General features: G+C 58.1%; 24 protein-coding genes and 1 tRNA gene. 18 read left to right on the forward strand and 7 right to left on the reverse strand.

The features are described 5' to 3' along the window. Nucleotides 1-266: 266 nt before the first annotated feature. From murA to KORM41_RS16300, 11 genes are all read left to right on the forward strand, one after another. On the forward strand, nucleotides 267-1,547 hold the full coding sequence (murA, locus tag KORM41_RS16250; RefSeq protein WP_068150579.1) for a UDP-N-acetylglucosamine 1-carboxyvinyltransferase: 1,281 nt from the start codon (nucleotides 267-269) through the stop codon (nucleotides 1,545-1,547). 116 nt (nucleotides 1,548-1,663) lie between these two features. Beyond that, nucleotides 1,664-2,098, forward strand: a complete 435-nt coding sequence (locus KORM41_RS16255; RefSeq protein ID WP_068150582.1) for a DUF2948 family protein — start codon at nucleotides 1,664-1,666, stop codon at nucleotides 2,096-2,098. 69 nt (nucleotides 2,099-2,167) lie between these two features. Beyond that, nucleotides 2,168-2,836, forward strand: coding sequence for an ATP phosphoribosyltransferase (gene hisG, locus KORM41_RS16260; protein WP_068150586.1), 669 nt, complete (start codon nucleotides 2,168-2,170; stop codon nucleotides 2,834-2,836). Further along, on the forward strand, nucleotides 2,820-4,121 hold the full coding sequence (gene hisD, locus KORM41_RS16265; RefSeq protein ID WP_068150589.1) for a histidinol dehydrogenase: 1,302 nt from the start codon (nucleotides 2,820-2,822) through the stop codon (nucleotides 4,119-4,121). Before hisG ends, hisD begins: the two co-directional genes overlap by 17 nt. Nucleotides 4,122-4,125: 4 nt before the next feature. After that, entirely contained in the window at nucleotides 4,126-4,623 is a 498-nt protein-coding gene (locus KORM41_RS16270; RefSeq protein ID WP_068150592.1) for a UPF0262 family protein, read from the forward strand. Continuing rightward, on the forward strand, nucleotides 4,620-5,054 hold the full coding sequence (locus tag KORM41_RS16275; RefSeq protein WP_068150595.1) for an arsenate reductase/protein-tyrosine-phosphatase family protein: 435 nt from the start codon (nucleotides 4,620-4,622) through the stop codon (nucleotides 5,052-5,054). Before KORM41_RS16270 ends, KORM41_RS16275 begins: the two co-directional genes overlap by 4 nt. Before the next feature lie 168 nt (nucleotides 5,055-5,222). Continuing rightward, nucleotides 5,223-5,441: a translation initiation factor IF-1 gene (gene infA, locus KORM41_RS16280; RefSeq protein ID WP_068150598.1), complete on the forward strand. Its 219-nt coding sequence runs from the start codon at nucleotides 5,223-5,225 to the stop codon at nucleotides 5,439-5,441. A gap of 16 nt (nucleotides 5,442-5,457) precedes the next feature. Continuing rightward, on the forward strand, nucleotides 5,458-6,081 hold the full coding sequence (locus KORM41_RS16285) for a Maf family protein (RefSeq protein ID WP_068150600.1): 624 nt from the start codon (nucleotides 5,458-5,460) through the stop codon (nucleotides 6,079-6,081). Between the two features lies 1 nt (nucleotide 6,082). Continuing rightward, nucleotides 6,083-7,471, forward strand: coding sequence for a ribonuclease E/G (locus tag KORM41_RS16290; protein ID WP_068150603.1), 1,389 nt, complete (start codon nucleotides 6,083-6,085; stop codon nucleotides 7,469-7,471). Nucleotides 7,472-7,486: 15 nt separating this feature from the next. After that, complete coding sequence (locus KORM41_RS16295; protein WP_068150607.1) at nucleotides 7,487-7,681, forward strand: DNA gyrase inhibitor YacG; 195 nt, start codon at nucleotides 7,487-7,489, stop codon at nucleotides 7,679-7,681. A gap of 100 nt (nucleotides 7,682-7,781) precedes the next feature. Continuing rightward, nucleotides 7,782-7,857: transfer RNA gene (locus KORM41_RS16300), tRNA-Phe, on the forward strand. A 49-nt stretch (nucleotides 7,858-7,906) separates the two neighbouring features. Here KORM41_RS16300 and KORM41_RS16305 read toward each other — a convergent pair. From KORM41_RS16305 to KORM41_RS16320, 4 genes are read right to left on the reverse strand one after another with little or no spacing between them, the layout of a single operon-like run. Continuing rightward, nucleotides 7,907-9,076: a WG repeat-containing protein gene (locus KORM41_RS16305; RefSeq protein ID WP_068150610.1), complete on the reverse strand. Its 1,170-nt coding sequence runs from the start codon at nucleotides 9,074-9,076 to the stop codon at nucleotides 7,907-7,909. A gap of 16 nt (nucleotides 9,077-9,092) precedes the next feature. Then, on the reverse strand, nucleotides 9,093-9,521 hold the full coding sequence (locus KORM41_RS16310) for a hypothetical protein (RefSeq protein ID WP_068150615.1): 429 nt from the start codon (nucleotides 9,519-9,521) through the stop codon (nucleotides 9,093-9,095). Continuing rightward, nucleotides 9,518-9,964: a hypothetical protein gene (locus tag KORM41_RS16315; RefSeq protein WP_068150618.1), complete on the reverse strand. Its 447-nt coding sequence runs from the start codon at nucleotides 9,962-9,964 to the stop codon at nucleotides 9,518-9,520. The genes KORM41_RS16310 and KORM41_RS16315 overlap by 4 nt, the downstream gene beginning before the upstream one ends. A gap of 24 nt (nucleotides 9,965-9,988) precedes the next feature. Further along, the gene (locus tag KORM41_RS16320) at nucleotides 9,989-11,614 is read right to left on the reverse strand and encodes a hypothetical protein (protein WP_197421217.1); all 1,626 of its coding nucleotides are present in this window, start codon (nucleotides 11,612-11,614) and stop codon (nucleotides 9,989-9,991) included. 164 nt (nucleotides 11,615-11,778) lie between these two features. On the opposite strand from KORM41_RS16320, the gene KORM41_RS16325 reads away from it, so the two are divergent. Next, nucleotides 11,779-12,558, forward strand: coding sequence for a hypothetical protein (locus KORM41_RS16325; RefSeq protein ID WP_156432025.1), 780 nt, complete (start codon nucleotides 11,779-11,781; stop codon nucleotides 12,556-12,558). 4 nt (nucleotides 12,559-12,562) lie between these two features. Here KORM41_RS16325 and KORM41_RS22070 read toward each other — a convergent pair whose 3' ends face one another. Further along, nucleotides 12,563-12,958: a hypothetical protein gene (locus KORM41_RS22070; protein ID WP_197421219.1), complete on the reverse strand. Its 396-nt coding sequence runs from the start codon at nucleotides 12,956-12,958 to the stop codon at nucleotides 12,563-12,565. A gap of 87 nt (nucleotides 12,959-13,045) precedes the next feature. Between KORM41_RS22070 and KORM41_RS16330 the strand changes: the two genes are divergently transcribed. Continuing rightward, nucleotides 13,046-14,482, forward strand: coding sequence for an oligosaccharide flippase family protein (locus KORM41_RS16330; RefSeq protein WP_068150628.1), 1,437 nt, complete (start codon nucleotides 13,046-13,048; stop codon nucleotides 14,480-14,482). A gap of 67 nt (nucleotides 14,483-14,549) precedes the next feature. After that, the gene (locus KORM41_RS16335) at nucleotides 14,550-16,259 is read left to right on the forward strand and encodes a monovalent cation:proton antiporter-2 (CPA2) family protein (RefSeq protein ID WP_068150631.1); all 1,710 of its coding nucleotides are present in this window, start codon (nucleotides 14,550-14,552) and stop codon (nucleotides 16,257-16,259) included. Here the strand turns inward: KORM41_RS16335 and KORM41_RS16340 are convergent. Further along, nucleotides 16,256-16,477, reverse strand: a complete 222-nt coding sequence (locus KORM41_RS16340) for a SlyX family protein (RefSeq protein WP_068150634.1) — start codon at nucleotides 16,475-16,477, stop codon at nucleotides 16,256-16,258. The genes KORM41_RS16335 and KORM41_RS16340 overlap by 4 nt on opposite strands. A 26-nt stretch (nucleotides 16,478-16,503) precedes the next feature. Continuing rightward, nucleotides 16,504-18,213, reverse strand: coding sequence for a formate--tetrahydrofolate ligase (locus KORM41_RS16345; RefSeq protein ID WP_068150637.1), 1,710 nt, complete (start codon nucleotides 18,211-18,213; stop codon nucleotides 16,504-16,506). A 162-nt stretch (nucleotides 18,214-18,375) separates the two neighbouring features. Here KORM41_RS16345 and KORM41_RS16350 point away from each other — a divergent pair, with 162 nt between their 5' ends. From KORM41_RS16350 to KORM41_RS16360, 4 genes are all read left to right on the forward strand, one after another. Beyond that, nucleotides 18,376-18,915, forward strand: a complete 540-nt coding sequence (locus KORM41_RS16350) for a GNAT family N-acetyltransferase (protein ID WP_068150642.1) — start codon at nucleotides 18,376-18,378, stop codon at nucleotides 18,913-18,915. After that, entirely contained in the window at nucleotides 18,915-19,574 is a 660-nt protein-coding gene (rluA, locus tag KORM41_RS16355) for a bifunctional tRNA pseudouridine(32) synthase/23S rRNA pseudouridine(746) synthase RluA (RefSeq protein WP_068150645.1), read from the forward strand. Before KORM41_RS16350 ends, rluA begins: the two co-directional genes overlap by 1 nt. Nucleotides 19,575-19,776: 202 nt before the next feature. Further along, complete coding sequence (locus tag KORM41_RS21940) at nucleotides 19,777-19,920, forward strand: hypothetical protein (protein WP_156432027.1); 144 nt, start codon at nucleotides 19,777-19,779, stop codon at nucleotides 19,918-19,920. Nucleotides 19,921-20,029: 109 nt separating this feature from the next. After that, nucleotides 20,030-21,280 carry a type III PLP-dependent enzyme gene (locus tag KORM41_RS16360; RefSeq protein ID WP_082720010.1) on the forward strand — a complete coding sequence of 417 codons (1,251 nt, stop codon included), beginning with the start codon at nucleotides 20,030-20,032 and terminating at the stop codon, nucleotides 21,278-21,280. Nucleotides 21,281-21,306: the final 26 nt, after the last annotated feature.

The following is a 21,306-nucleotide window of genomic DNA, read 5'->3' on the forward strand; positions in this document are numbered from 1 at the left end:
CCCCCGAAACTAAAGACACCATTTGGACGCACATTCTTGTGGGGTCTCTCGTAGGAGGAATAGGCGGCATTAGTGGGTATCTTTTTTCAGGAAACCCCGAAACGGCACTGCAAACTACAGGCTTTCTTTTTATCGTCGGATTTTTTACAAGCCTGTTCAACTAACTGATGGACAATTTGTTCGCACATCATCGCCGCCAAGCTGCCTTTATTGGGGGCCAAGTTAGGCTTTCACAGACACGAAATTGAATAAGGGCACAAAGACTGATGGACAAACTGGTTATTGAGGGCGGGAACAGGCTTGAAGGCGTGGTTCCTATTTCGGGCGCGAAAAACTCCGCGCTCAAGCTCATGTGTGCGTCCCTTCTTTCTGCCGAACCTCTCACGCTTCATAACATGCCGCGCCTTGCGGACATCACGACGCTTGCGGATCTCCTCAATCACATGGGCGTCACTGTCACCATGGCGGGCGGACAGGGCGGTCGCATTGCGGGCCGCAGCCTCACGTTCGATGCCGGGCAGATCAACGACACGGTCGCTCCATACGATTTCGTGCGCAAGATGCGCGCATCCATTCTGGTGCTGGGGCCCCTTGTGGCCCGCGCGGGCGAAGCGATCGTGAGTTTACCCGGCGGCTGCGCCATCGGCACCCGCCCGATTGACCTGCACCTGAAGGCCCTGAAAGCGCTGGGCGCAGAGATCGACGTGGCCGAGGGCTATGTGAGGGCAAGCGCACCAAAGGGCCTCACGGGCGGCAACATCCGCTTCCCGTTTGTCTCAGTCGGTGCCACCGAAAATGCGCTGATGGCCGCCACGCTCGCGAAGGGCACGACGGTGATCGAGAATGCCGCGCGCGAGCCTGAGATCGCCGATCTGGCAGCCTGCCTGAACGCCATGGGTGCGCGAATTGAAGGCGCGGGGCATGAGACCATCACGGTTGAGGGCGTGGACCGCCTGCACGGCGCCGAACATGAAGTGATGCCTGACCGGATCGAGGCGGGCTCCTACGCTGTCGCGGCGCTGATGACGCGCGGCAACCTCCTGCTTGAAGGCGCGCGGGCCCATGACATGCAGGCCACGCTTGATAAATTGGAAGAAGCGGGCGGTATCGTGACGGTTGAGGACGGCGGCATCCGCGTCAAATCCAACGGCCATATCCACGGCTTCAATATCGTCACCCAGCCCTTCCCTGGTTTCGCCACCGACATGCAGGCCCAGTTCATGGCGCTCGCCTGCGTGGCCAACGGCGCCAGCGTGATCACCGAGGCCATTTTCGAGAACCGCTTCATGCACGTGCCGGAACTGTGCCGTCTGGGCGCGGACATCACGGTTACTGGCTCCAGCGCCACCGTGCGCGTTGTTGACAGGCTGAAAGGCGCGCCCGTGATGGCCACAGACCTGCGCGCAAGCATGGGCCTCGCGCTCGCCGCCCTGGTGGCGGAAGGCAAGACGGAACTGAGGCGGCTTTATCACCTGGACCGCGGCTATGAACGGCTTGAAGAGAAGCTCAAGGCCGTGGGCGCGAATGTGGAACGCATGCCAGACTAGCCGGACCAAACGCTTCCAATAGATTTTCTGCGCTCTTCCTTAATGGGAAACCACTTGAAGCATGGGGGCATGCCGCCTACATTGCAGTCGATTCTGACTATTGGAAACCGTGCTTTATGAGCGACCCTTTGAAACTGATCAGCCACACCGAAGAGGACCTGACCATCATGTCAGGCCTTTTGCAGGATACCACCGTGCGCGTGGGCGACATTGCGTGGCTGCCGAAAGAGCACCGCTTCGCTTTTGTCGGCAACCGCTTCCGCTGGGAAAAGAAGCGCAAGTTTTTCCGCCCCAAGGGCGAGCGCGTGCGCACCGGTTTTCACATGAACGGCATCCTGGCGGCAAAGCTTCACGGCATTGACATCAAGGATGAGGATACTGTGCTTGAGCTTCTGGATATCGAGGTTCATGAAAACGGTGTCGATTATTTCATCATGCTGAATTTCGCCGGCGGGGCCAGCATCCGGCTGACGGCCGAATGCATTGATGCCACGCTTTCAGACATGGGCGATGAATGGGAAGCGCTTGAACGCCCCCATCATGCGGACTAAGTCCACCCTGGCAGCACCATGCCGCCACCATTTCTTTTGTACTTTATAAAAGCGAACCGGAACCGACCGATGGAACTCACAGATAAACTGGTACTCGCCCTGCCGAAGGGCCGCATTCTCGAGGAAGTCATGCCACTCGTGAAAGCTGCCGGTATCCATCCGGAAGCCGCGTTCGATGACCCGAAATCCCGCGCCCTGCAGTTCGACACCAACATCCCGAACTTGTCCATCATCCGTGTGCGCGCGTTCGATGCCGCAACCTTCGTTGCCTTCGGTGCCGCCCACATGGCGGTTGTCGGCAACGATGTGCTGCAGGAATTTGGATATTCTGACCTCTATTCGCCGCTTGATCTGGACATCGGCCACTGCCGCCTGTCGCTCGCGATGCCGGAAGATGAAGCCACGGAAGACCCGCGCGAATGGTCGCACATTCGCGTGGCCACCAAATACCCGAACCTGACGCGGCGCTATTATGCCGAACGCGGGGTTCAGGCCGAATGCATCAAGCTGAATGGCGCCATGGAACTGGCGCCGCAGCTGGGGCTCAGCCGCCGCATTGTTGACCTTGTGTCCACCGGCGGCACTCTCAAGGCCAACAAGCTGAAGGAAGTGGAGGTGCTGACACACATCACCTCGCGCCTTGTGGTGCATCGCCCGGCCTTCAAAACTCGCCCGCGCGAGATCAGCTACTGGATCGACCGTTTCAGGGAGGCTGTGCAAGATGGCGCAAATTCTTAAAAGCCGCGCACCCGACTTCGAAGCCGCCTTCAAGGCACTCCTGTCGGCCAAACGCGAAACCACGACGGATGTGCGCGATGTGGTCACCGACATCCTGCGGGACATTCAGGACCGGGGCGATGACGCGCTTTATGACCTGACGTTCAGGTTCGACCGGTTCGACGCGCGCGGTCGCGGCCTCGCCATATCCGACGCCGAGGTTGAGGCTGCCTGCGCACAAGTGGACGCGGAGACCATGGCCGCGCTCGAAGTAGCCGCAAACCGCATCCGCGCCTTCCACGCCAAGCAGATCCCGGACGACCTGGACTATACAGACGAGGTGGGCGTGCGCCTTGGCCAGACCTGGCAGGCCGTGGAGGCCGCTGGCCTTTATGTGCCGGGCGGTACCGCAAGCTACCCATCAAGTGTTCTGATGAACGCCATTCCGGCGTCTGTCGCGGGCGTCGACCGGGTGGTGATGGTTGTGCCCACACCCGATGATGTGCTGAACCCCCTCGTGCTGGCGGCCGCCAAGCTCGCAGGCGTGACCGAAATATACCGCATCGGCGGCGCGCAGGCTGTGGCCGCCCTTGCCTATGGCACCGAATCAATTGCACCAGTCGATAAAATCGTCGGCCCCGGCAACGCCTTTGTGGCCGAAGCCAAGCGGCAGGTGTTCGGCAAGGTGGGCATCGACACCATCGCAGGCCCGTCGGAAATCCTGGTGGTCGCTGACAATAAGAACGACCCGCGCTGGATCGCGGCAGACTTACTCTCGCAGGCTGAGCATGACACGGCGGCACAATCCATCCTGATCACCGATGATGAAGCCTACGCGCGCCAGGTTATGGCCGCGGTTGAAGACCATCTGGCGTCGCTTGACCGGCGCAGTATCGCGCTCGCAAGCTGGACCGACTATGGCGCTGTCGTCATCGTGGACAGCCTGATGGAGGCTGTGCCACTGGTGAACCGGCTGGCACCGGAGCACCTTGAACTGGCGATGGATGACGCTGACGCCTTCGCAGGCCGGGTCAGGAACGCGGGCGCCATCTTTCTTGGCCGCTACACGCCCGAAGCTATCGGCGATTATGTCGCCGGGCCAAACCACGTGCTGCCGACCGCGCGCGCGGCGCGCTTTTCATCCGGCCTCAGTGTCTATGATTTCATGAAACGCACCACATTTGTGGGCTGCACGAAAGCCAGCCTTCAGGCCATTGGGCCATCAGCTGTAAGGCTCGCGGAAGAAGAAGGTTTGGGCGCACATGCACTTTCGGTTGCCATTCGGCTGAAAGACCCTAAACAATAGAGCCATGGCTACTCATAAGCTCGTAGATGTGACACTGGATGAAAGCACGGTCGTGCGCTGGAGCGCGGACGTCGAGCACGAGCGCCGCATTGCCATCTTCGACCTTCTCGAGGAAAACAGCTTCCAGCTGGAAAAATCCGCCGACGAGTCATACGAAGGCCCATACAAGCTGACGCTTGCGACCATTGAAGGACGGCTGAACTTCGACGTGAAGTCCACAAACGATGACCTCTTGATGACCTTCCGACTGGCCATGACACCGTTCCGGCGCATCATCCGCGAATATTTCGCCATCTGCGACAGCTATTATGAGGCGATCAAGACCGCCAGCCCCAGCCAGATCGAAGCGATCGACATGGGCCGCCGCGGGCTTCATAACCAGGGCAGTGAACTGCTGCAGGAACGTCTTGAAGGCAAGATCAAGGTGGACACGCAAACTGCGCGGCGCCTTTTCACCCTGGTGTGCGTGTTGCACCTCAAGGAAAACCGGGGACCACGATGACAGACGCGCAAAAACCCGTGAAAAGCGTTCTGTTTGTCTGCAACCAAAACGCCGTCAGGAGCCCGATGGCCGAAGCGCTGGCGAGCAAACATTCGAAGCGCCGCTTGTTTGTCGAATCGGCCGGGCTGATCGCGGGCGCGCTTGATCCTTTCTCAGTCGCCGCCCTCAAGGAAGAAGGCATCGACATTTCAAACCACAAAGCACTGACGCTCGCTGACGTGAAACTGGACGCGTTCGACCTGATTGTAGCGCTGACCCAGGAGGCCAAGGACCGCATTGAAAAGGATGCCTCTGCCGCAAATGTTGCGCTTGAGTTCTGGCCCACGCCCGATCCATCCGACGCAGAAGGCAACCGGAATCAGATCATGGACAGCTACCGGCTTGTGCGCGATCATCTGGAGTGCCGCATCGCCGACCGCTTCCCCTATTAGGCCATAATCGGCTTATGTGCGGTAAAAGTGGCACTAAATTTGGGTCATTCATGGCAAAATCACCACAAACCGCTGACTTTTTAGCCCCCGAAACGCCAAAAATGTTGCATTTCGGCTGCACACGCTTCATGTATGTGCGCGAATTGAAAGCCATAACAAGGAGATAAAATGGCTAAAGAAGAAGTTTTGGAGATGCGCGGCAAAGTGACCGAACTGCTGCCAAACGCCATGTTCCGTGTAGAACTTGAAAACGGCCACGAGATTCTGGGTCATACCGCAGGCAAGATGCGCAAGAACCGCATCCGTGTGCTGGCGGGCGACGAAGTTCTGGTTGAACTGACGCCATACGACCTGACCAAAGGCCGCATCACCTACCGTTTCAAATAAGATCGGTCGGGACCTGATGGCCGTGCGCCCACATGACGCCCAGAAGGGCGCGCAAGCTACCCAAACAGCTCAAACACTCGTCCTCGCCTCGGCATCCCCGCGGCGACGGGATCTGTTGGCGCAGATCGGCATAACGCCGGACGCCATCGCGCCGGCCCATATTGACGAGACACCTTTCAGGGATGAACTGCCAAAGCCCCACGCCGAACGCCTGGCGCGGGAGAAGGCAGCAGCTATCGCGCCTGACCATGTTGGCGCGCTCGTTCTGGCGGCCGACACAGTCGTGGCCGTGGGCAAACGCATCCTACCGAAAGCGGAAGACGAAGCCACAGCACGCATGTGCCTGAAGATGCTTTCCGGCCGCAGGCACAAGGTGATTTCCGGCATATCCATCGTGCTACCGAGCGGCAAACACTTGACCAAATCGGTCACCACGGTTGTCGCCTTCAAGCGCCTCTCAGACATGGATATTGACCACTATATCGAGAGCGGCGAGTGGGACGGCAAAGCCGGTGGCTACGCCATCCAGGGGCTTGCCGCCACATATGTACGCTTCCTTTCCGGGTCATACTCAAACGTCGTCGGGCTACCGCTCTTTGAAGTGGGTGGCTGGCTGAACGCGCACCTAAAGCAGAACTGACATGACAGGCTTCACCATCATCGAGCCCGGCTTACTGGAGTGGCGCAGCGCCACCGTGGACGAAGACGGCTTCGCAGAGACCATCCAGTTTCATACCGACGCGGACCTGAGCCCCTTGGACGCCATTTTCCGCGCCCGGGTCACCCGCGTGGACGGCACGCTGGACATGGCCTTCCTTGACCTGGGCGACGGGCTCGCGGGTGCCATGAACCTCAGGCGCGCGAAACTGCTGGTGAAAGGCCGCGCAGACAGCATCAGCGACTGTGTGCGTGAGGGCGACATGCTGACCGTGCAGGTGCTGGCGGAACCTTCCGCGCTTGAAGGCAAGGCACTGCCAGTAACGCCGCGCCCACGGCTCCTTGGCCGCTATGTGGTGGTGGAAGCCGGTGGCGCGCGACTGAACTTCTCAAAAGACCTGGGGCCAAAGGCCCAAAAGGCACTTGCCCCGCTTCTCACGGATATGGCGTCAAACGCCGCCCTGATCGTGCGCAGCCACGCCGGCAGCGTTCCGCCTGCAGCTGTTGCGGCAGAAGCCGGGATGCTGATGAATGCGCTTTGGGGCATGGCAGACAAGCCGGGCATGTTGTTCGCCCACAGCCCCATGGCGCAAGCGCTGCTGGCCGCACCCCACGACGATGGCGAAATCCTGATTGAAGGTGGCAGTGCGCTTGCAGATGCCAAGGCCATGGCTGCCCGCTACTGGCCTGACGTGGCCGACCGGCTGAAGCCATACAAGGGCAAAACCGCCGCGTTCGAGGAATATGGCGTCAACGAAGCCGTTGAAGAAGCGCTCTCGGACCGGATTGATCTGCCGTCTGGCGGCTGGATCTCCATCACCCCCACACCGGCGCTGACGGCTGTGGATGTGAACATGGGTGGTGCGCTGAAGGGCCGCAATGCCGGTGAAGCCAAACTGATCACCAATATGGAAGCGGCCATGGCTGTGGCATGGCACCTCAGGTTCCAGGATATCGGCGGCCTTGTGGTGGTGGATTTCATCGATATGTCATCCAAGGGCCACGCCAGGGAACTGATGAACACCGTGGATGCCGCCTTCAAGAATGACACTGTGCCGGTGCAGCACACGGGCCTGTCGCAGTTCGGCCTGATGGAAATCAACCGCAAGCGGTCGGGCCTGAGCCTTCGCGACCGCATGATAGTGCGTGCCGCCCCAAGCGCCCGGGCACAGGCACAGGCCCTGCAGCTGCTGCGCGACGGCGTGCGCGCGGCAAACCGGGCAGAGCCAGGCGCGCTTGTCATTGCCGCACCTGAAGGCACGAAACGGTGGCTGGAGGCGCGCACGGATGTGACCGATTCGCTCCGTGAAGCGACCGGGCGCGACGTGGTGATCGAAGGGGCAGCCGAACCAGCAGTGTGGCTCAGGGCATAAGAGAAAGGGAGACGCATGTCTGACAAGAAAGCAAAAGCAAAAACCGGCAGCAAGTGCCCCGAATGCGGCAAGCCGGGCGTTCAGCAATTCCGCCCCTTCTGCTCCAAGCGCTGCGCGGATGTGGACCTTGGGAAATGGTTCAACGAGGAATATACTCTGCCCGGCGACACGGAAATACCGGACGATATTGGCGAGGCAGAGCCTTCGTAACAAAGACGTCAAAAAAATTCGATTCAGCGCTGGACAGGCCCAAAGTTATTGCCTATAAGCGCCTTCGCTGACGCGGTATTCATTGCTGCGGATATGGCATGCCCGGGTAGCTCAGTTGGTAGAGCAGCGGATTGAAAATCCGCGTGTCGGTGGTTCGAATCCGCCCCCGGGCACCACTTAAAAAAGCCGCTCCGTCATGGGCGGCTTTTTTGTTGGCCTCGCACCTCAACGCGCCGGGCACCGGGACAAGGGCACCTTGGAAGGCTTGAAGCGTGTGAAACGGGTTTCTGATACCTTGCGGCCGTTTCCATCATATATGCCAAGCAGATATTCACGATTTTCCACACGATATGGACCTATTCTTCCATCAACGCATGTTGGAAAGGTCCGCAAAGTCTTGTCATCCACGATGAACTTGTCGCCACTGCTGAGGAGAACCTCGATACTTTTCTCAAACAATAGCTTGTCGCCGCGGCCATAAAAGACCGCCTGGTGGCGTGCAATGTTTTTACTGACCTCTTCAGCAGACAGTTCAACAGCCATCACATTCGCTTCTTCAAAATAGCGGCACAGCCTGCCACGAAAATTCGTTTCATGCAGGAATATAGGCTGGCCAGGACCATGGACCCACTCGCCGGTCTCGATATTGATGACACCCTCTTGATCCAGCCCCTTCCCTTCCGGTGCCAAACTGACGCAGGCCAGATCGCCCTCTGGCAACCGGCCGTACAGCTCATTGAAATAGGGTGTGATGGCGGTGCCGGTCGAATCGATGTAAGTGAGGTTATTCTTACTGCCGCCGAGGTCTTTTTTGCTCATCACCACAAGGGCGCGGTTGTCCCTGAACCGCCTGTCTGTCAGTTGCCCCATCTGGTGAATATATTTGGGCGGGATAACCCAGACACCATGCTGGTCGACAAAGCCGAAGCGCTTCTTCTCTTCATCAAACTCCTTCTTGAGCTCCCGCCAGTCAACGGGCGGCCGCACCATGGCGGCTATGGCTGGCGAAGAAATTTCTGCAGCCAGCTGGTGACGGAGATCATACCCCGGTTTGCTAAGGAGGAAGGCGAATGCAAACAAAAGAAGGCACGCGGTTCCGGCAAGTTTGGACCGCCGTTCAATATAGACGCCATAGACGGCATCACTTTGCACAAACCCCATAACCAGCGGCCAGGCTGCCATGGCGTAAATGGCCCAGGAGGGGGCATCCCGCTCTGCTCCTCCATCAGCAAGATCGGGCGCGAGCGCATACTCAAGAAACCCCAATATCAGCGGATAGGCCAGCGTCACCAGAAAACGAACCGGTTGCCAATGCAGCCACCAAAAAATCCCGCCAAAAAACGTGTAGAAAAAGCCACTCCAGCTCCACCAGTCTATGGTTGATGCATTTTTCATAGTCTCACCCTGACCTTCAGCGCCGCTGCTTCCGCCGCTTCTTTTTTTCCCGCTTGCTCAGCGGCCCACCTTCCATCGGGCCGCCCTCGTAACCATCCAGTTCGGGCCAATCGACCTCGCCCCAGGGGTTGTCACACGCCGGCGCCACATGAACCACCATGCCATAGCCCGAGAGGCTGATGATGCCGTCTATCGTATCTTCCTCGAAGGAACAGTGCGTGGAAAGGCTGCCACCATATTGATCCATGTCTGTGTCATGGCGCCATGCCATGGCCATCTTGTCCAGAAACTCAACATCCCGGACCTTGAGCGTCCAATAGTCGCCCTCAACCGTGAAGTCCGCCACATAGCCCCGGCAGACGAACTGTCCCTGTTCGTGCAGGAATGCCCGCCCGACAATATCCCTTGCCACGACATCCTCTGCACTGAGTTTCAGAACCGTCATTTCCAGCCCTTCTTGCGCATCACCTCACGCCGTAAATCACCAAAGCTCTTGCAGAAGGGGTTGTCCATTCGCGCACGGGTGTTGCAGACGGCTTCATAGTCACTCACCAGCAGCGTTTGGCCCACGCATCGCTTGTTATATCGCGGTAGCAGGTTTTCATTATAATCTTCTACATTCGAATTATAGCGGGACTGGTACCGGTCATGCTCGCGCGCCAGTTCCCGCTGGTAGTTCCGGTTTGTGGTCTCATTATAGCGCTTCTTTGCATGGCGCTGCATGCGGGCATAGTCATCCATGCGTTTCTGGGCACGCAAAATATCATCACCAAAGGAGATACAGTCCCACGCCTGATCCCGTGTCAGCGGCTTGTCGGCAGCCATTGCCGAAATACCTGACACCACCAGCAACAATACACACGCAACAGTCATCATCAGGGGCTTCACCTGTTCCTCCCTTTTCCGCTCGCGTCAGTTGGCCATATTCTGCTCGATCTGGGCACAGGGTTCACACGGTTGGCCATACTGCTCATAAATGCCCTTCAGGATTTCAATATGCTTGCGCGCCTCATCAACAAAACCCGCGCGGGCGGCGAAGTCAGTGCGTAAGACCTCCGCCTCAAGCAGGTCAGGGGTCGCCATGCTTGGCCATGTATCCGGCAGACCTTCGAAATATTTGTTCATCAAGTCGTAGGCGTCGGAAAATCTGGCCTGATTTGCCGCAATCAATGCCCGCATCCGTTGGGAAGACCGCCTGATTCCAGTACGCCCCTCCTCTTTCGCGAGTGGCAGCACGGCGGCAAAATCCTTATCAGCCTCGCGCAAATTCTGCTTCCTGAGGTGGATATCCGCTCGCGCCATGAGAAGGCGCGCCTTTGTACCGGGGCCTTTCACCCTGTACACGCGGCTGTCCAGCAGACTTTTGGCCGCATCAATAGCCGCTTCGCCACTCTGGACAAGCCATCCAACAGAGGACAACAGGAAGCGCGTGGCGATTTCTTCATTCGTGTTCCTTCCCACACTAAGGAAAAAGGAATAACTGGGCTCCAACGGTGATCCTTTGGCCAGAGCCTTTTCAAGGAAGGACCGGTAGCTGCTTTCAACATCCTGGATATGCGCAGACAGGTCGCTGAAGTCGCCCTGCCGGATAATATGAAACAGAAACCGGTGCATCATGCTGCTATCGTTTTGCACACCTTGAAACCAGAGGTCCCCACGGTCCAGATCCGTGTAGGTGGGAAGGTCGACGGGCAGCCGCATCAGCTTCAGCAGGCTTTGGTATGATGCGTCCGGGTCTTTGTCGCGCTCATACAGCAAGGACTGTAAGCGGTAGGCTCGCGCCTTGTCGATCGACGGCAGGTTGGTTGATGACAGACAGTCGTCAATTTTCGTCAACTCGTCACCGGCATTGAACTCATAGGCATCGAGCACAGCGCAACTGGGGCGCCAGGACTGTTCGCGCATGATGCGCAGCGCCTGCTCCGCAGCGGTTCCCTTGCGCAAGCTCTCGTCCAGAAGCGCGCTTTGTTGGAAGTCTGCAAGCGCGGCCTTTTTGTTGCCCAGCCTTTCATGCGCCATCGCCCGGCGCGCATACAACAGTTCCTGCAGATACCCCAACCTGCTGCCGAAATGAGACAGCATATAGGAGGCTTCGCGGATGTAGCTCCGATGGTCTTTCGATTCCCAAATTGCACCGACCAGATCATCGCGAAACTTAATTTCGCTATCGACTGTCCAGTTGGCGGCCGAAACAGCTCGACGATAAAGCTGGATGGCTTCCTGGAAATTGTCTTCGGCCAAGCTGAGGTGCCCCAGCCTGGAGAGAGCCTTGCCTTTGTTCACATCATTCGACGTAACAGCAACGCAGGCGTTCAGTTGCCGACGCTTTTCCCGGATCACCACAGGCTCGACAACATCATCGACACCGCGCTTCCAGTGGCTATGATCATCAAAATACTTGTAGGCATTTTCACAGACAACCTGGGCAGCCGCAGGCATGGAGATCAACCCGCTGGCTATGCCCACAGCGGCGATCCCGATCTTCAGCCTGACGGCCTTCTGACTTTTTTTGCAAAACTCGGAACGCAGCTTGCTCAACCGCTGCCTCATAAACCCTCCGACATCCGACCCCAGTTGGGGATTTTAGGCAAGCATCCGTAAAATTGCAAATATGCCCCTTTCGCCTGACTTTTCATTTGACCTACATATTTTCCGCCTATGTATTAGCTTCATCAAAGCGAGTTATGGCGGACGAGGCACCGATGACATTCAGGCAAGCCGGTAATATATTAGCCACTACGGTGCCCTTCTGCGCCGCGCTGCTCATCGGCCTGTTTGTCTCAGCCATGGGCCAGGAAGCCCATGCCCACGACCCGGGCTTTGACCAGGCACCGGCCTATTTTGATCTCTATACGGCCAGCATACCGCCCTACACAGCACCCGCCCCAGGCGGCCGGATAAAGGGCACGCTGGTGCCTGTGGTTTATGAGTTTCTGGAAGAACGCGACATCCGCTTTCGGGCGTCGATGCTGCCGTGGTCGGCCGCCTACCGCCGCGCGGAAACCAACCCCCATGCCCTGATTTTCCCGCTCGACCGCACGGCCGTCCGTGAGGACAAGTTTCACTGGATACTGCCGCTTGAAACCACCCATTATTATCTCTATGGCCTGCGGGGACGCGCAAAGCCTGATACCAGCCTTGAAGACATCGTGCGCGCTGGCGACAAGGTCAGCTGCACCCGCAACTCAATCCAGTGCGAACTACTGCTGAAGAACGGCCTGCCGGACGCCAATATTCTGCGGATTGAAGGTGCGTCGATCCCTGAGCGGCGGAACCTCATCATCAGGCAACGCAATTTATATTCCGTGTTTGACCCTGTTGTTTACGAGAGGCTGACCACCCAAAATGGCATAGACGGCAGCCGCCTGATCAAGCTGATGAAGGTGGGGGACATGACGTCCTATCTGGCGGCGAACAAAGAGTTTCCCGCCGCCGCCCTAAACAGCCTGCAGACCAACCCGCACCAGCCTGCAGACAATTGACCCACTAGTTCCCCCGGATCATCCGGGGCATTTTCCATCCAACACCATCCATGCGATCATGAAGTGGGCCGGAAAATGACCCCGGAATTGGGCCCGGAAAAAGGATTGAAGTATCCCAGAAGGTGCCTAAAGTTGTGGCTGACCGTCGGAAGCAGGCATCACATATGGCAAAAATCACCGGTCGGCGCTCTACCGAATTTTCCCGTTCCTGCCCGCGACCTTCTTTCTGTTGCGGCAGAAGGACGTGCTCTGGAGCCTCATGCTGTTCAGGAAGCTGCTGAAGCAGAATTTCGTCATGCATTACAGGCAGGTGCGCTTCATTCATTGGCGTTACGGCTCGGTGGTGGAACCAGTGTATCACTTCCTCGCCACACGCCTTCTCTGGCAGCTCTAGGGCCACAGACGCAATTATGCTGGACGCTCAAGCTGCACCCAGATAACCTGTTGATTACATGAATTTTTTGGCTCTCACAGGGGATGAGGCACCATGGGGCTTGGGCGTTCCCTTTATTTTTCCGGTCTGTCATCGGTTCTGAAGCTCGGCATCCAGTTCGGATTGTCGATTTTCGTTGCCCGCATGCTGACGCCCACAGAGCTTGGCAGCTTCGGCGTGGCGCTGGCCGCCGCCGCCTTCGTACGCGCCTTTGAAAGCGCGGGCGTGGAAAATTTCGTCGCCAGCTATAAGGGGCTCGACAAGCCCATGATGCGGTCTGTCTTTACGGTCAACATGCTGCTGAATTTGCTGCTGGCGCTGATCCTTTTCCTGATTTCGGCGCCACTTGGCGCCTTTTTCGGTGCCGACGTTATTACAGACATCACCCGGATGACGGCCCTTGCCACAGCGCTCAACACCCATGTTCCCATCATGCGCGGCCTGATGCGGCGGGACATGCGGTTCCGGGGGTTCCTTGCGATCGACAGCGGCCTGATGATCATCTCCGCCATCACCACCATTGTCGCCGTTCTTTATGGCTATGGGGCGCTCGCACTGGCCATGGCGATCGTGGCCGAAAAGGTCGTCTCCATCATGGTGGGGGTCGCGCTGTTCCGGCGGGACATACCCATTTTACCCCGTCTTGACGGAGCAAAAACCATCATCCGCTACGGTTTGACACTCTCCACCGCGACGGTGATCGGCATGATCGGAAACCACGCCAATAATTTCATCCTGGGCAAATTGCTGGGCCTTGCGCCTGCCGCACAATTCGACCGAGGCTACATCCTGCCACGGCTGATCTCTCAGGTGGCACAGATGAGCTTCCACAATGTGCTGGTGCCGGAAGTTGCCCGACAAAACAAGGCGGGCAAGGCGTGCCAGCCGGTACTGAAGGAAGTGATACATGTTTATGCCATGATGCTATGGCCTGCGGGGCTTGTGCTCGCGATCGTCGCACCCGAGGTCGTGCTGACGCTGTTTGGTTACCAATGGTCACAGGCTGCGGCCATCGCGCCCTATCTGGTGATCTACAGCCTGCTTGCAAGCCCTGTATCACTGGCTTGTTCCGCCATGGTGGCGCTCGGCTATGGGGCAGCGCTTATCCGCAACCAGTTGGCCGACAATGTCACCAAGGTTGTTGTGCTGATGTCCGCCTTTTACCTCGATCTGAAGACGGTGGCTGTACTGATGGCCGTTCCGGCGGTGGCTTATATCCTGACGGCTGGATATCAACTCAAAAAGCTCAACCTGATTTCCCCGGACGCTTTTGCGAGGGCGCTGGCAGGACCGATTGGGATCAGCATCATTTGCGCGCTGCCGGCAATAGGCTTCCGCCTCTATGCGGGGCCGGATTATCTGTCTCTTGAGGCACTGATCCTGCTTGCCCTCGTCTCTGTTGCAACTTATGTCCTGAGCCTGAAACTTTGGCAGCCCATGATGGTTGTCAAGATAATGGAAACGCTTCGGGGCCAGAAACCGGCGGCATGATGACAAACGCCACATACCAGATACAATACAACGTGTTTAACGACTTCAAGAGCAAGACAAACTGACCATGCACGAAAACGCCATGCTCATCGAAATCCTCAGCCTGATGGCAGTCGCCGTGATCGCGGCCACCATTTTCAGTCGCTTGGGCCTTGGGGCCATCCTTGGCTATCTTGTCGGCGGCATGCTGATCGGCCCTTCTGGACTGGGCCTGATCACGAACCCGGCCCAGATCGCCCACATTGGCGAGTTTGGTGTGGTTTTCCTGTTGTTCCTCATTGGGATTGAGCTCAAGCCGGCACGCCTCTGGGTGATGCGGCGACAGGTTTTCGGCCTTGGCAGCGCGCAGCTTCTGATAACCGGTGTGGTTCTGTGGGGCGTGGTGCAGTATGGCCTGCAGCTGGACACCGCACAAAGCGCACTGGTCGGGTTTGGCCTGGCGCTTTCCAGCACCGCCTTCGGCATCCAGCTTCTGGCATCCAAGAACCAGCTTTCAAGCCAGTGGGGCCGCGCCGGGTTTTCCATCCTGCTCTTGCAGGATCTGGCTGTCGTGCCGCTTCTGGCGCTGGTACCAATTTTGGTAAAAGGGGATGCCACCATCGGGGCGTCGTTCGGGATCGCCCTTCTTGAAACAATGGCCATCCTCACGGGTGTGATCATGGCCGGTCGGTTGGCGATCAACCCGCTGTTTCGCTTGGTGGCTGCAGGGCGCACACCTGAAGTCTTTACAGGCTTTGCCCTGCTTCTGGTGCTGGGCTTTGGCTGGCTGATGGAAAGCATTGGCCTTTCGATGGCTATGGGGGCCTTTATCGCAGGGCTGTTGATGGCCGAATCGGAGTTCCGCCACCAGGTGGAAGTTGACATACAGCCCTTCCGCGGTTTGCTTCTGGGACTGTTTTTCATGTCTGTGGGCATGGGCATCAACATCAGCACGCTGGTGGACCAGACGGGGCTGATCCTTATCGGACTTCTGGTCCTGTTGTCCATCAAGGCTGTAATCATCACAGGCCTTGTGCGCGTCATGAAACAGCCGCTGGGAGAGGCCATCAAGGTGGGGGCCCTTCTGGCGCAGTCCGGCGAATTTGGCTTCGTGCTCTTTACCTATGCCCAGCTTGAAGGCCTGCTTGAAGGGCCACTGGTTGAAATGCTATCTGCCGTGATTGCGCTTTCGATGGCCGCGACACCGCTTCTATTCCTGCTTGGTGAACGACTGGCGCGGCGTGTAGCCCGCGATACCGGCACGCCTCCATCCGTGGCACCTCAGGAAGACGACAAGAAACATATCGTCATCGCCGGGTTTGGCCGCGTGGGCGACACAATCGCCCGCATACTGTCTGACCTGGAACTGCCGTTCACAGCCGTGGACCTTAACCCCGAGCACGTAAAACGCGCGAGAGAGGCAGGCCATACAGCCATCTATGGCGACGCTGCCCGGCCTGAAATTCTGCGCGCTGTCGGTGCAGGTAAAGCTGCCATGCTGGTAATTACGGTGGATGACCCGAAGGCATCGGAGCGCATGATCGTATGCGCCAAGCGCGAATGCCCCACCCTGCCTATATTTGTCCGCACCCATAACAACACAGCGGCCAAGGCACTGCGGAAGCTGGGCGCTATGCACGCGGTGCCGGAAACACTTGAAGCCAGCCTCAGCCTGGGGGCTGAAGTGGCCCGGGCCATGAACGCTGACGAAGCCGATATCCAGACAGTGGTTACTGCCCTCAGGTCAGATGATTACCGCGCCATCGCGCCAGAAGAGGAAACCCCAAGCAAGGCCTAGTAATGCGGCGGCTTGATATTACCTGGGTCTGCCGGCCCCTGGGTATCTTCAAGGTCCGCGATCTGGCCCTGCAGCTGCGACAGCATCCGCTTTAGCCGGTCGATCTCCGCCCACTGGTCGGTCACTGTGCTGTTCAGCGTCTCGATCGTTTCCTGCTGGAACGCGAACTTGACCTCAAGATCATCAAGGCGGGTGCCCAGGTTGGCTTCATCAGCCATGTTTAAGTCCTCCTAAATCGGCGGGCCTAGAAAAGCCCCGCAACACGGCCCTTGTCGTCCACATGGATGGCGTTGGCGGATGGCACTCGCGGCAGGCCCGGCATGGTCATGATGTCACCGCAGATCACCACTAGGAACTCTGCCCCCGCGCTCAGGCGTACTTCGCGGACTGGCACCACGTGCCCCGTGGGAGCGCCTTTATAGTCCGGATCGGTGGAAAAGCTATACTGCGTTTTCGCAATACAGACCGGGAAATGACCATAATCGGCCTCCAGGTCCCTGATCTGGCCTCGAACTTTCTTGTCGGCGATGATTTCGCTGGCGCCATAAAGGTCCGTCGCGATGGTCTGGATCTTGTTCCAGAGCGACGTGTTGTCACCGTAGAGCGGTTTGAAATCGCTCTCGCCGCTTTCTGCTGCTTCCACAACCTGGCGTGCGAGCTCTTCGGCACCCGCGCCGCCCTCAGCCCAGTGATCGCTTTCAACCGCCGTGACGCCAAGCGAGGCGCATTTTTTACGAACGAGTTCCATCTCCGCAGGGGTGTCTGCCGAGAAACGGTTGATGCCCACCACCACCTTCACGCCAAAGCGCTTCAGGTTTCGGATGTGACGCTCAAGGTTCACGCAGCCCTTTTCCAGCGCATCCAGGTTTTCCGTTTTCAAGTCATCCTTCGCCACGCCGCCATGCATCTTGAGCGCGCGGATTGTGGCCACCAGCACTGCAGCATCGGGCTTGAGGCCACCCTTGCGGCACTTGATGTCGAAGAATTTCTCTGCCCCCAGGTCAGCGCCGAACCCGGCCTCGGTGACCACATAATCCGCCAGCTTCAGGGCTGTCTTGGTGGCGATAAGCGTGTTGCAGCCGTGGGCGATGTTGGCGAACGGCCCGCCATGGACAAACGCCGGGTTGCCTTCAAGCGTCTGAACAAGATTGGGCTTCATGGCGTCCTTCAGAAGCGCCGTCATCGCACCCTGGGCATTGATCTCTCGCGCCAGAACCGGCTTGCGGTCGCGCGTGAAGCCAATGATCACATTGCCCAAACGCCGTTCCAGATCCTTGAGGTCCTTCGCCAGGCACAGGATCGCCATCACCTCTGATGCAACGGTGATATCAAACCCAGCCTCGCGCGGCGCGCCGTTTGCCACACCGCCTAGCGACGTTGTGATCTGCCTCAAAGACCGGTCGTTCATATCGAGCGCCCGACGCCAGGTGATGCGCCGGTTATCAAGCCCCGTTTCATCGTTCTGCCGCCAGTAGACATGGTTGTCGATCAGCGCGGCCAGGAGGTTGTTCGCAGCACCAATGGCGTGAAAGTCGCCGGTGAAATGAAGGTTGATATCCTCCATGGGCACCACCTGGGCGTAACCGCCGCCGGCCGCGCCTCCCTTCATTCCGAAGCAGGGACCAAGGCTGGGTTCGCGCAGGCACATCATGGCCTTCTTGCCGATACGGTTGAGCGCGTCACCAAGGCCCACGGTGGTGGTGGTCTTGCCCTCGCCCGCTGGCGTCGGCGTTACGGCCGTTACAAGAATGAGCTTGCCGTCAGGGTGGTTTTCAAGGCTGTCGATATAGTCAAGTGACAGCTTGGCCTTATAGTGGCCATAGGGTTCAAGGTCTGTGGCCTCAATCCCGAGTTTGTCTTTTGCCACGTCCATGATCGGCCGCATGCTGGCGGCCTGGGCGATTTCAATATCAGATTTTGGATGTGCGTGTTGGTCTGAAGGTTGGCTAGCCACCTCAAATCCTTCCCGTTTTTTGGCACTCTTTGGCGCCCTGTTGTCCCTCTCAGGAAACTATGGTGGCTGTGTGCAGGGCTGTCAATTCAGGGGAGCATTTTCATTGGACAGACACAAGGCGCGCACCACATAGTGACACAAATCAACCAGAGTGACTGACCCATGACCCATAAATTCACGCACCGCGTGGCCACAAAAGACGATATCCCCGTGCTGACCAGCATCATGAATGCCTCCATTGGCAAGCTGCAGGACGGCTTCCTGACGCCAGAGCAGGTCCAGGCCTCCTATGAGCTGATGGGCATGGACACGCAGCTTATTGAAGACGGCACCTATTATGCGATTGAGTGCGAGGGTGAGATAGTCGGCTGCGGCGGCTGGTCCCGGCGTGAAACGCTCTATGGCGCCAACCACACGAAGGGACGCAATCCGCGCCTTCTTGACCCGGAAACCGAAGCCGCCCGCATTCGCGCCATGTATACCCACCCCGGCTGGGCCCGCCAGGGCATTGGCCGCATGATTATGGAACTGTGTGAAGGCAAGGCTCGTGAAGAAGGCTTCAGGACCTGCCAGCTGATGGCCACCCTGTCTGGCGAGCCGCTCTATAAGGTTTGCGGATATTCGCCTGTCGTGTATGAAGAGGTCCCGACGTCTCTGGGCGTCAATGTACCGCTTATAAAAATGGAAAAGTCACTGGTCTGATGGTCTTGCTCCGTCCCTATAATCCTCCCCTTGAGCCCTGGCTCGATATCCTGTTCGAAGATGATGATATCCTGGTGCTGAACAAGCCCGCAGGGCTTTTGTCCGTGCCCGGGCGTACGGAGGAAAAGCAGGACTGCCTGGCCACCAGGGCGCAGGCCCAGTTCACAGGCGCCCGCACCGTCCACCGGCTGGATATGGAAACCTCGGGCGTCATCATCATGGCGCGGCACATGGATGCGCTGAGAAATCTGGGGCGCCAGTTCGAAGACCGGCTGACAGAAAAAACATACGAGGCCCGCGTCTATGGCCAGATGGGCGCCGATGAGGGCGAAGTGAACCTGCCGCTTGTGTTCGATTACCCAAACCGGCCGAAGCAGAAGGTCTGTTTCGAGACCGGCCGGAAGTCCCTGACCCGATACAAAGTGATCGAACGCGAAGAAAACGCCACCCGTGTGGCGCTCTATCCCGTCACCGGACGGTCGCACCAGCTTCGGGTTCATATGCTCAGCCTCGGCCATCCGATTCTGGGTGACAATTTATATGCTGAAGGTGAGGCACTTGAGGCCGCACCGCGCCTGCAACTGCATGCAAAAACGCTAACACTCAGGCACCCTGAAACGGCAGAAATGCTCACCTTTGAGGCGCCTGTTCCCTTCTAAAAATGCGACGCTCAAAAAAACGCTTGCAATCACAGTCAAAAAACATCATTTACGCCGCCAGACGTAAAAAGCGCACGTGCCACGACTCCCGGGCAACAAGCCATCAGGCTTCCGGCAGCCATGTACGGGTAACGACGCAAATCGTCCTTTGTTGATTGGGGCCGGCCACTACCGGTCAAAGTTGATCGAGGGGTTTGCCGGAATGATCCGTACCGCACGCAAAGAGGCGCTGCAGCAACTGTCTGCATCCCATGAATTCGAAGCCAACCGGCTGTTTATGTCGGCCGACATGTACGACTATTTTTCAGTCGTGCTGAAACTTTTCCATATTTCCGCGCATCGCTAACGGATGCGCCAAACGCCGGCAATGCGCTGGCGGCCCTGTCTAAGACCCTTGGAGCTGTTTCCTTAAGGGTCATGTGCTTTTTTCCTCTTGAGTGAAGGAATCCAGGCCAATGCAGGTATTGGAAATTGTACGTCCATCGTCCCCATCAGAAGATTTTCGCGGACAGTATGGAGCTCTGAATTGCTATTCTTCCATTCGCGGTGCCATCGAAGCCGAGGCATCGAACGACAGCGTGCATCTGTTCTTCCCGGACGTACTGAAAGATAAGGCAGCCGAATTCCTGACCGGATTTCGTGGACGATCCATGTATGCCGTGAAAGCAAACCCACACGCGGAAGTGCTGAAAACCCTGTGGGCTGAAGGTGTGCGCGATTTCGACGTGGCCTCTATCCGCGAGGTTGAGCTCGTCTCCGGCCTGCTGCCAGACGCGAAGCTTTACTTCATGCACCCGATCAAGAGCCGTCAGGCCATCAGCCGCGCCTACATGATGGGTGTGCGTGCCTTCGCATTCGACCACATGGATGAGCTGAACAAGATCCTCGAAGAAACTGGCTATGCCGAAGACCTGGAACTGTTCCTGCGCCTTGGTGTGTCCGCCAAAGGTGCCGCCTATGAGCTTTCCGGCAAGTTCGGTGCGCCACTTGATATGGCGCCGATGCTGCTCAGCCGCGCCCGTCAGGTAGCCAAGCGCCTTGGTGTCAGCTTCCATGTTGGCAGCCAATGCATGCGTCCTGGCGCTTTCTCGGAAGCGATCCTGCAGGCAGCGGCCGTGGTGCGCCACGCCGGCATCAAGCTGGACGTGATCGACGTCGGCGGCGGCTTCCCTGTAGCTTATCCAGGCATGGAGCCCCCGGCACTAGACAACTATTTCCAGACCATCCACAGCGCGCTCGACATGCACGGGTTTAAAGACGCAGAGACCCTGTGCGAGCCCGGCCGTGCGCTCGTCGCCGAATCCGGCGCCGTCGCCGCCCGTGTGGAGCTCCGCAAAGGCACTGACCTGTACCTGAACGACGGCACCTATGGCGCGCTGTTCGATGCGGGTGTGCCAGAGTGGCCATTCCCGCTGTCGCTCATCACCGCCGATGATCGCGCCCTTCTGGACGAGACCAGCTTCTACCGCTGCTTCGGTCCAACCTGCGACAGCTGCGACAAGATGGAAGGCCCCTTCCCGCTGCCAGCAGACGTGGCAGAGGGCGACTGGGTGATCTTCGAGCACCTGGGCGCATATGGCCACACGATGCAAGCGCGCTTCAATGGTTTCTATTCCGAAACGATGGTTGCTATTTCACGTGAAAAAGACATTTCAACCAGCGTTTCAGTGCCCACCCTTGTGGCTGCACCGACCCTGATTGCCTAAGCTTTGGCAGACCCCAAATACTGAAG

This window comes from Kordiimonas lipolytica, from assembly GCF_001550065.1.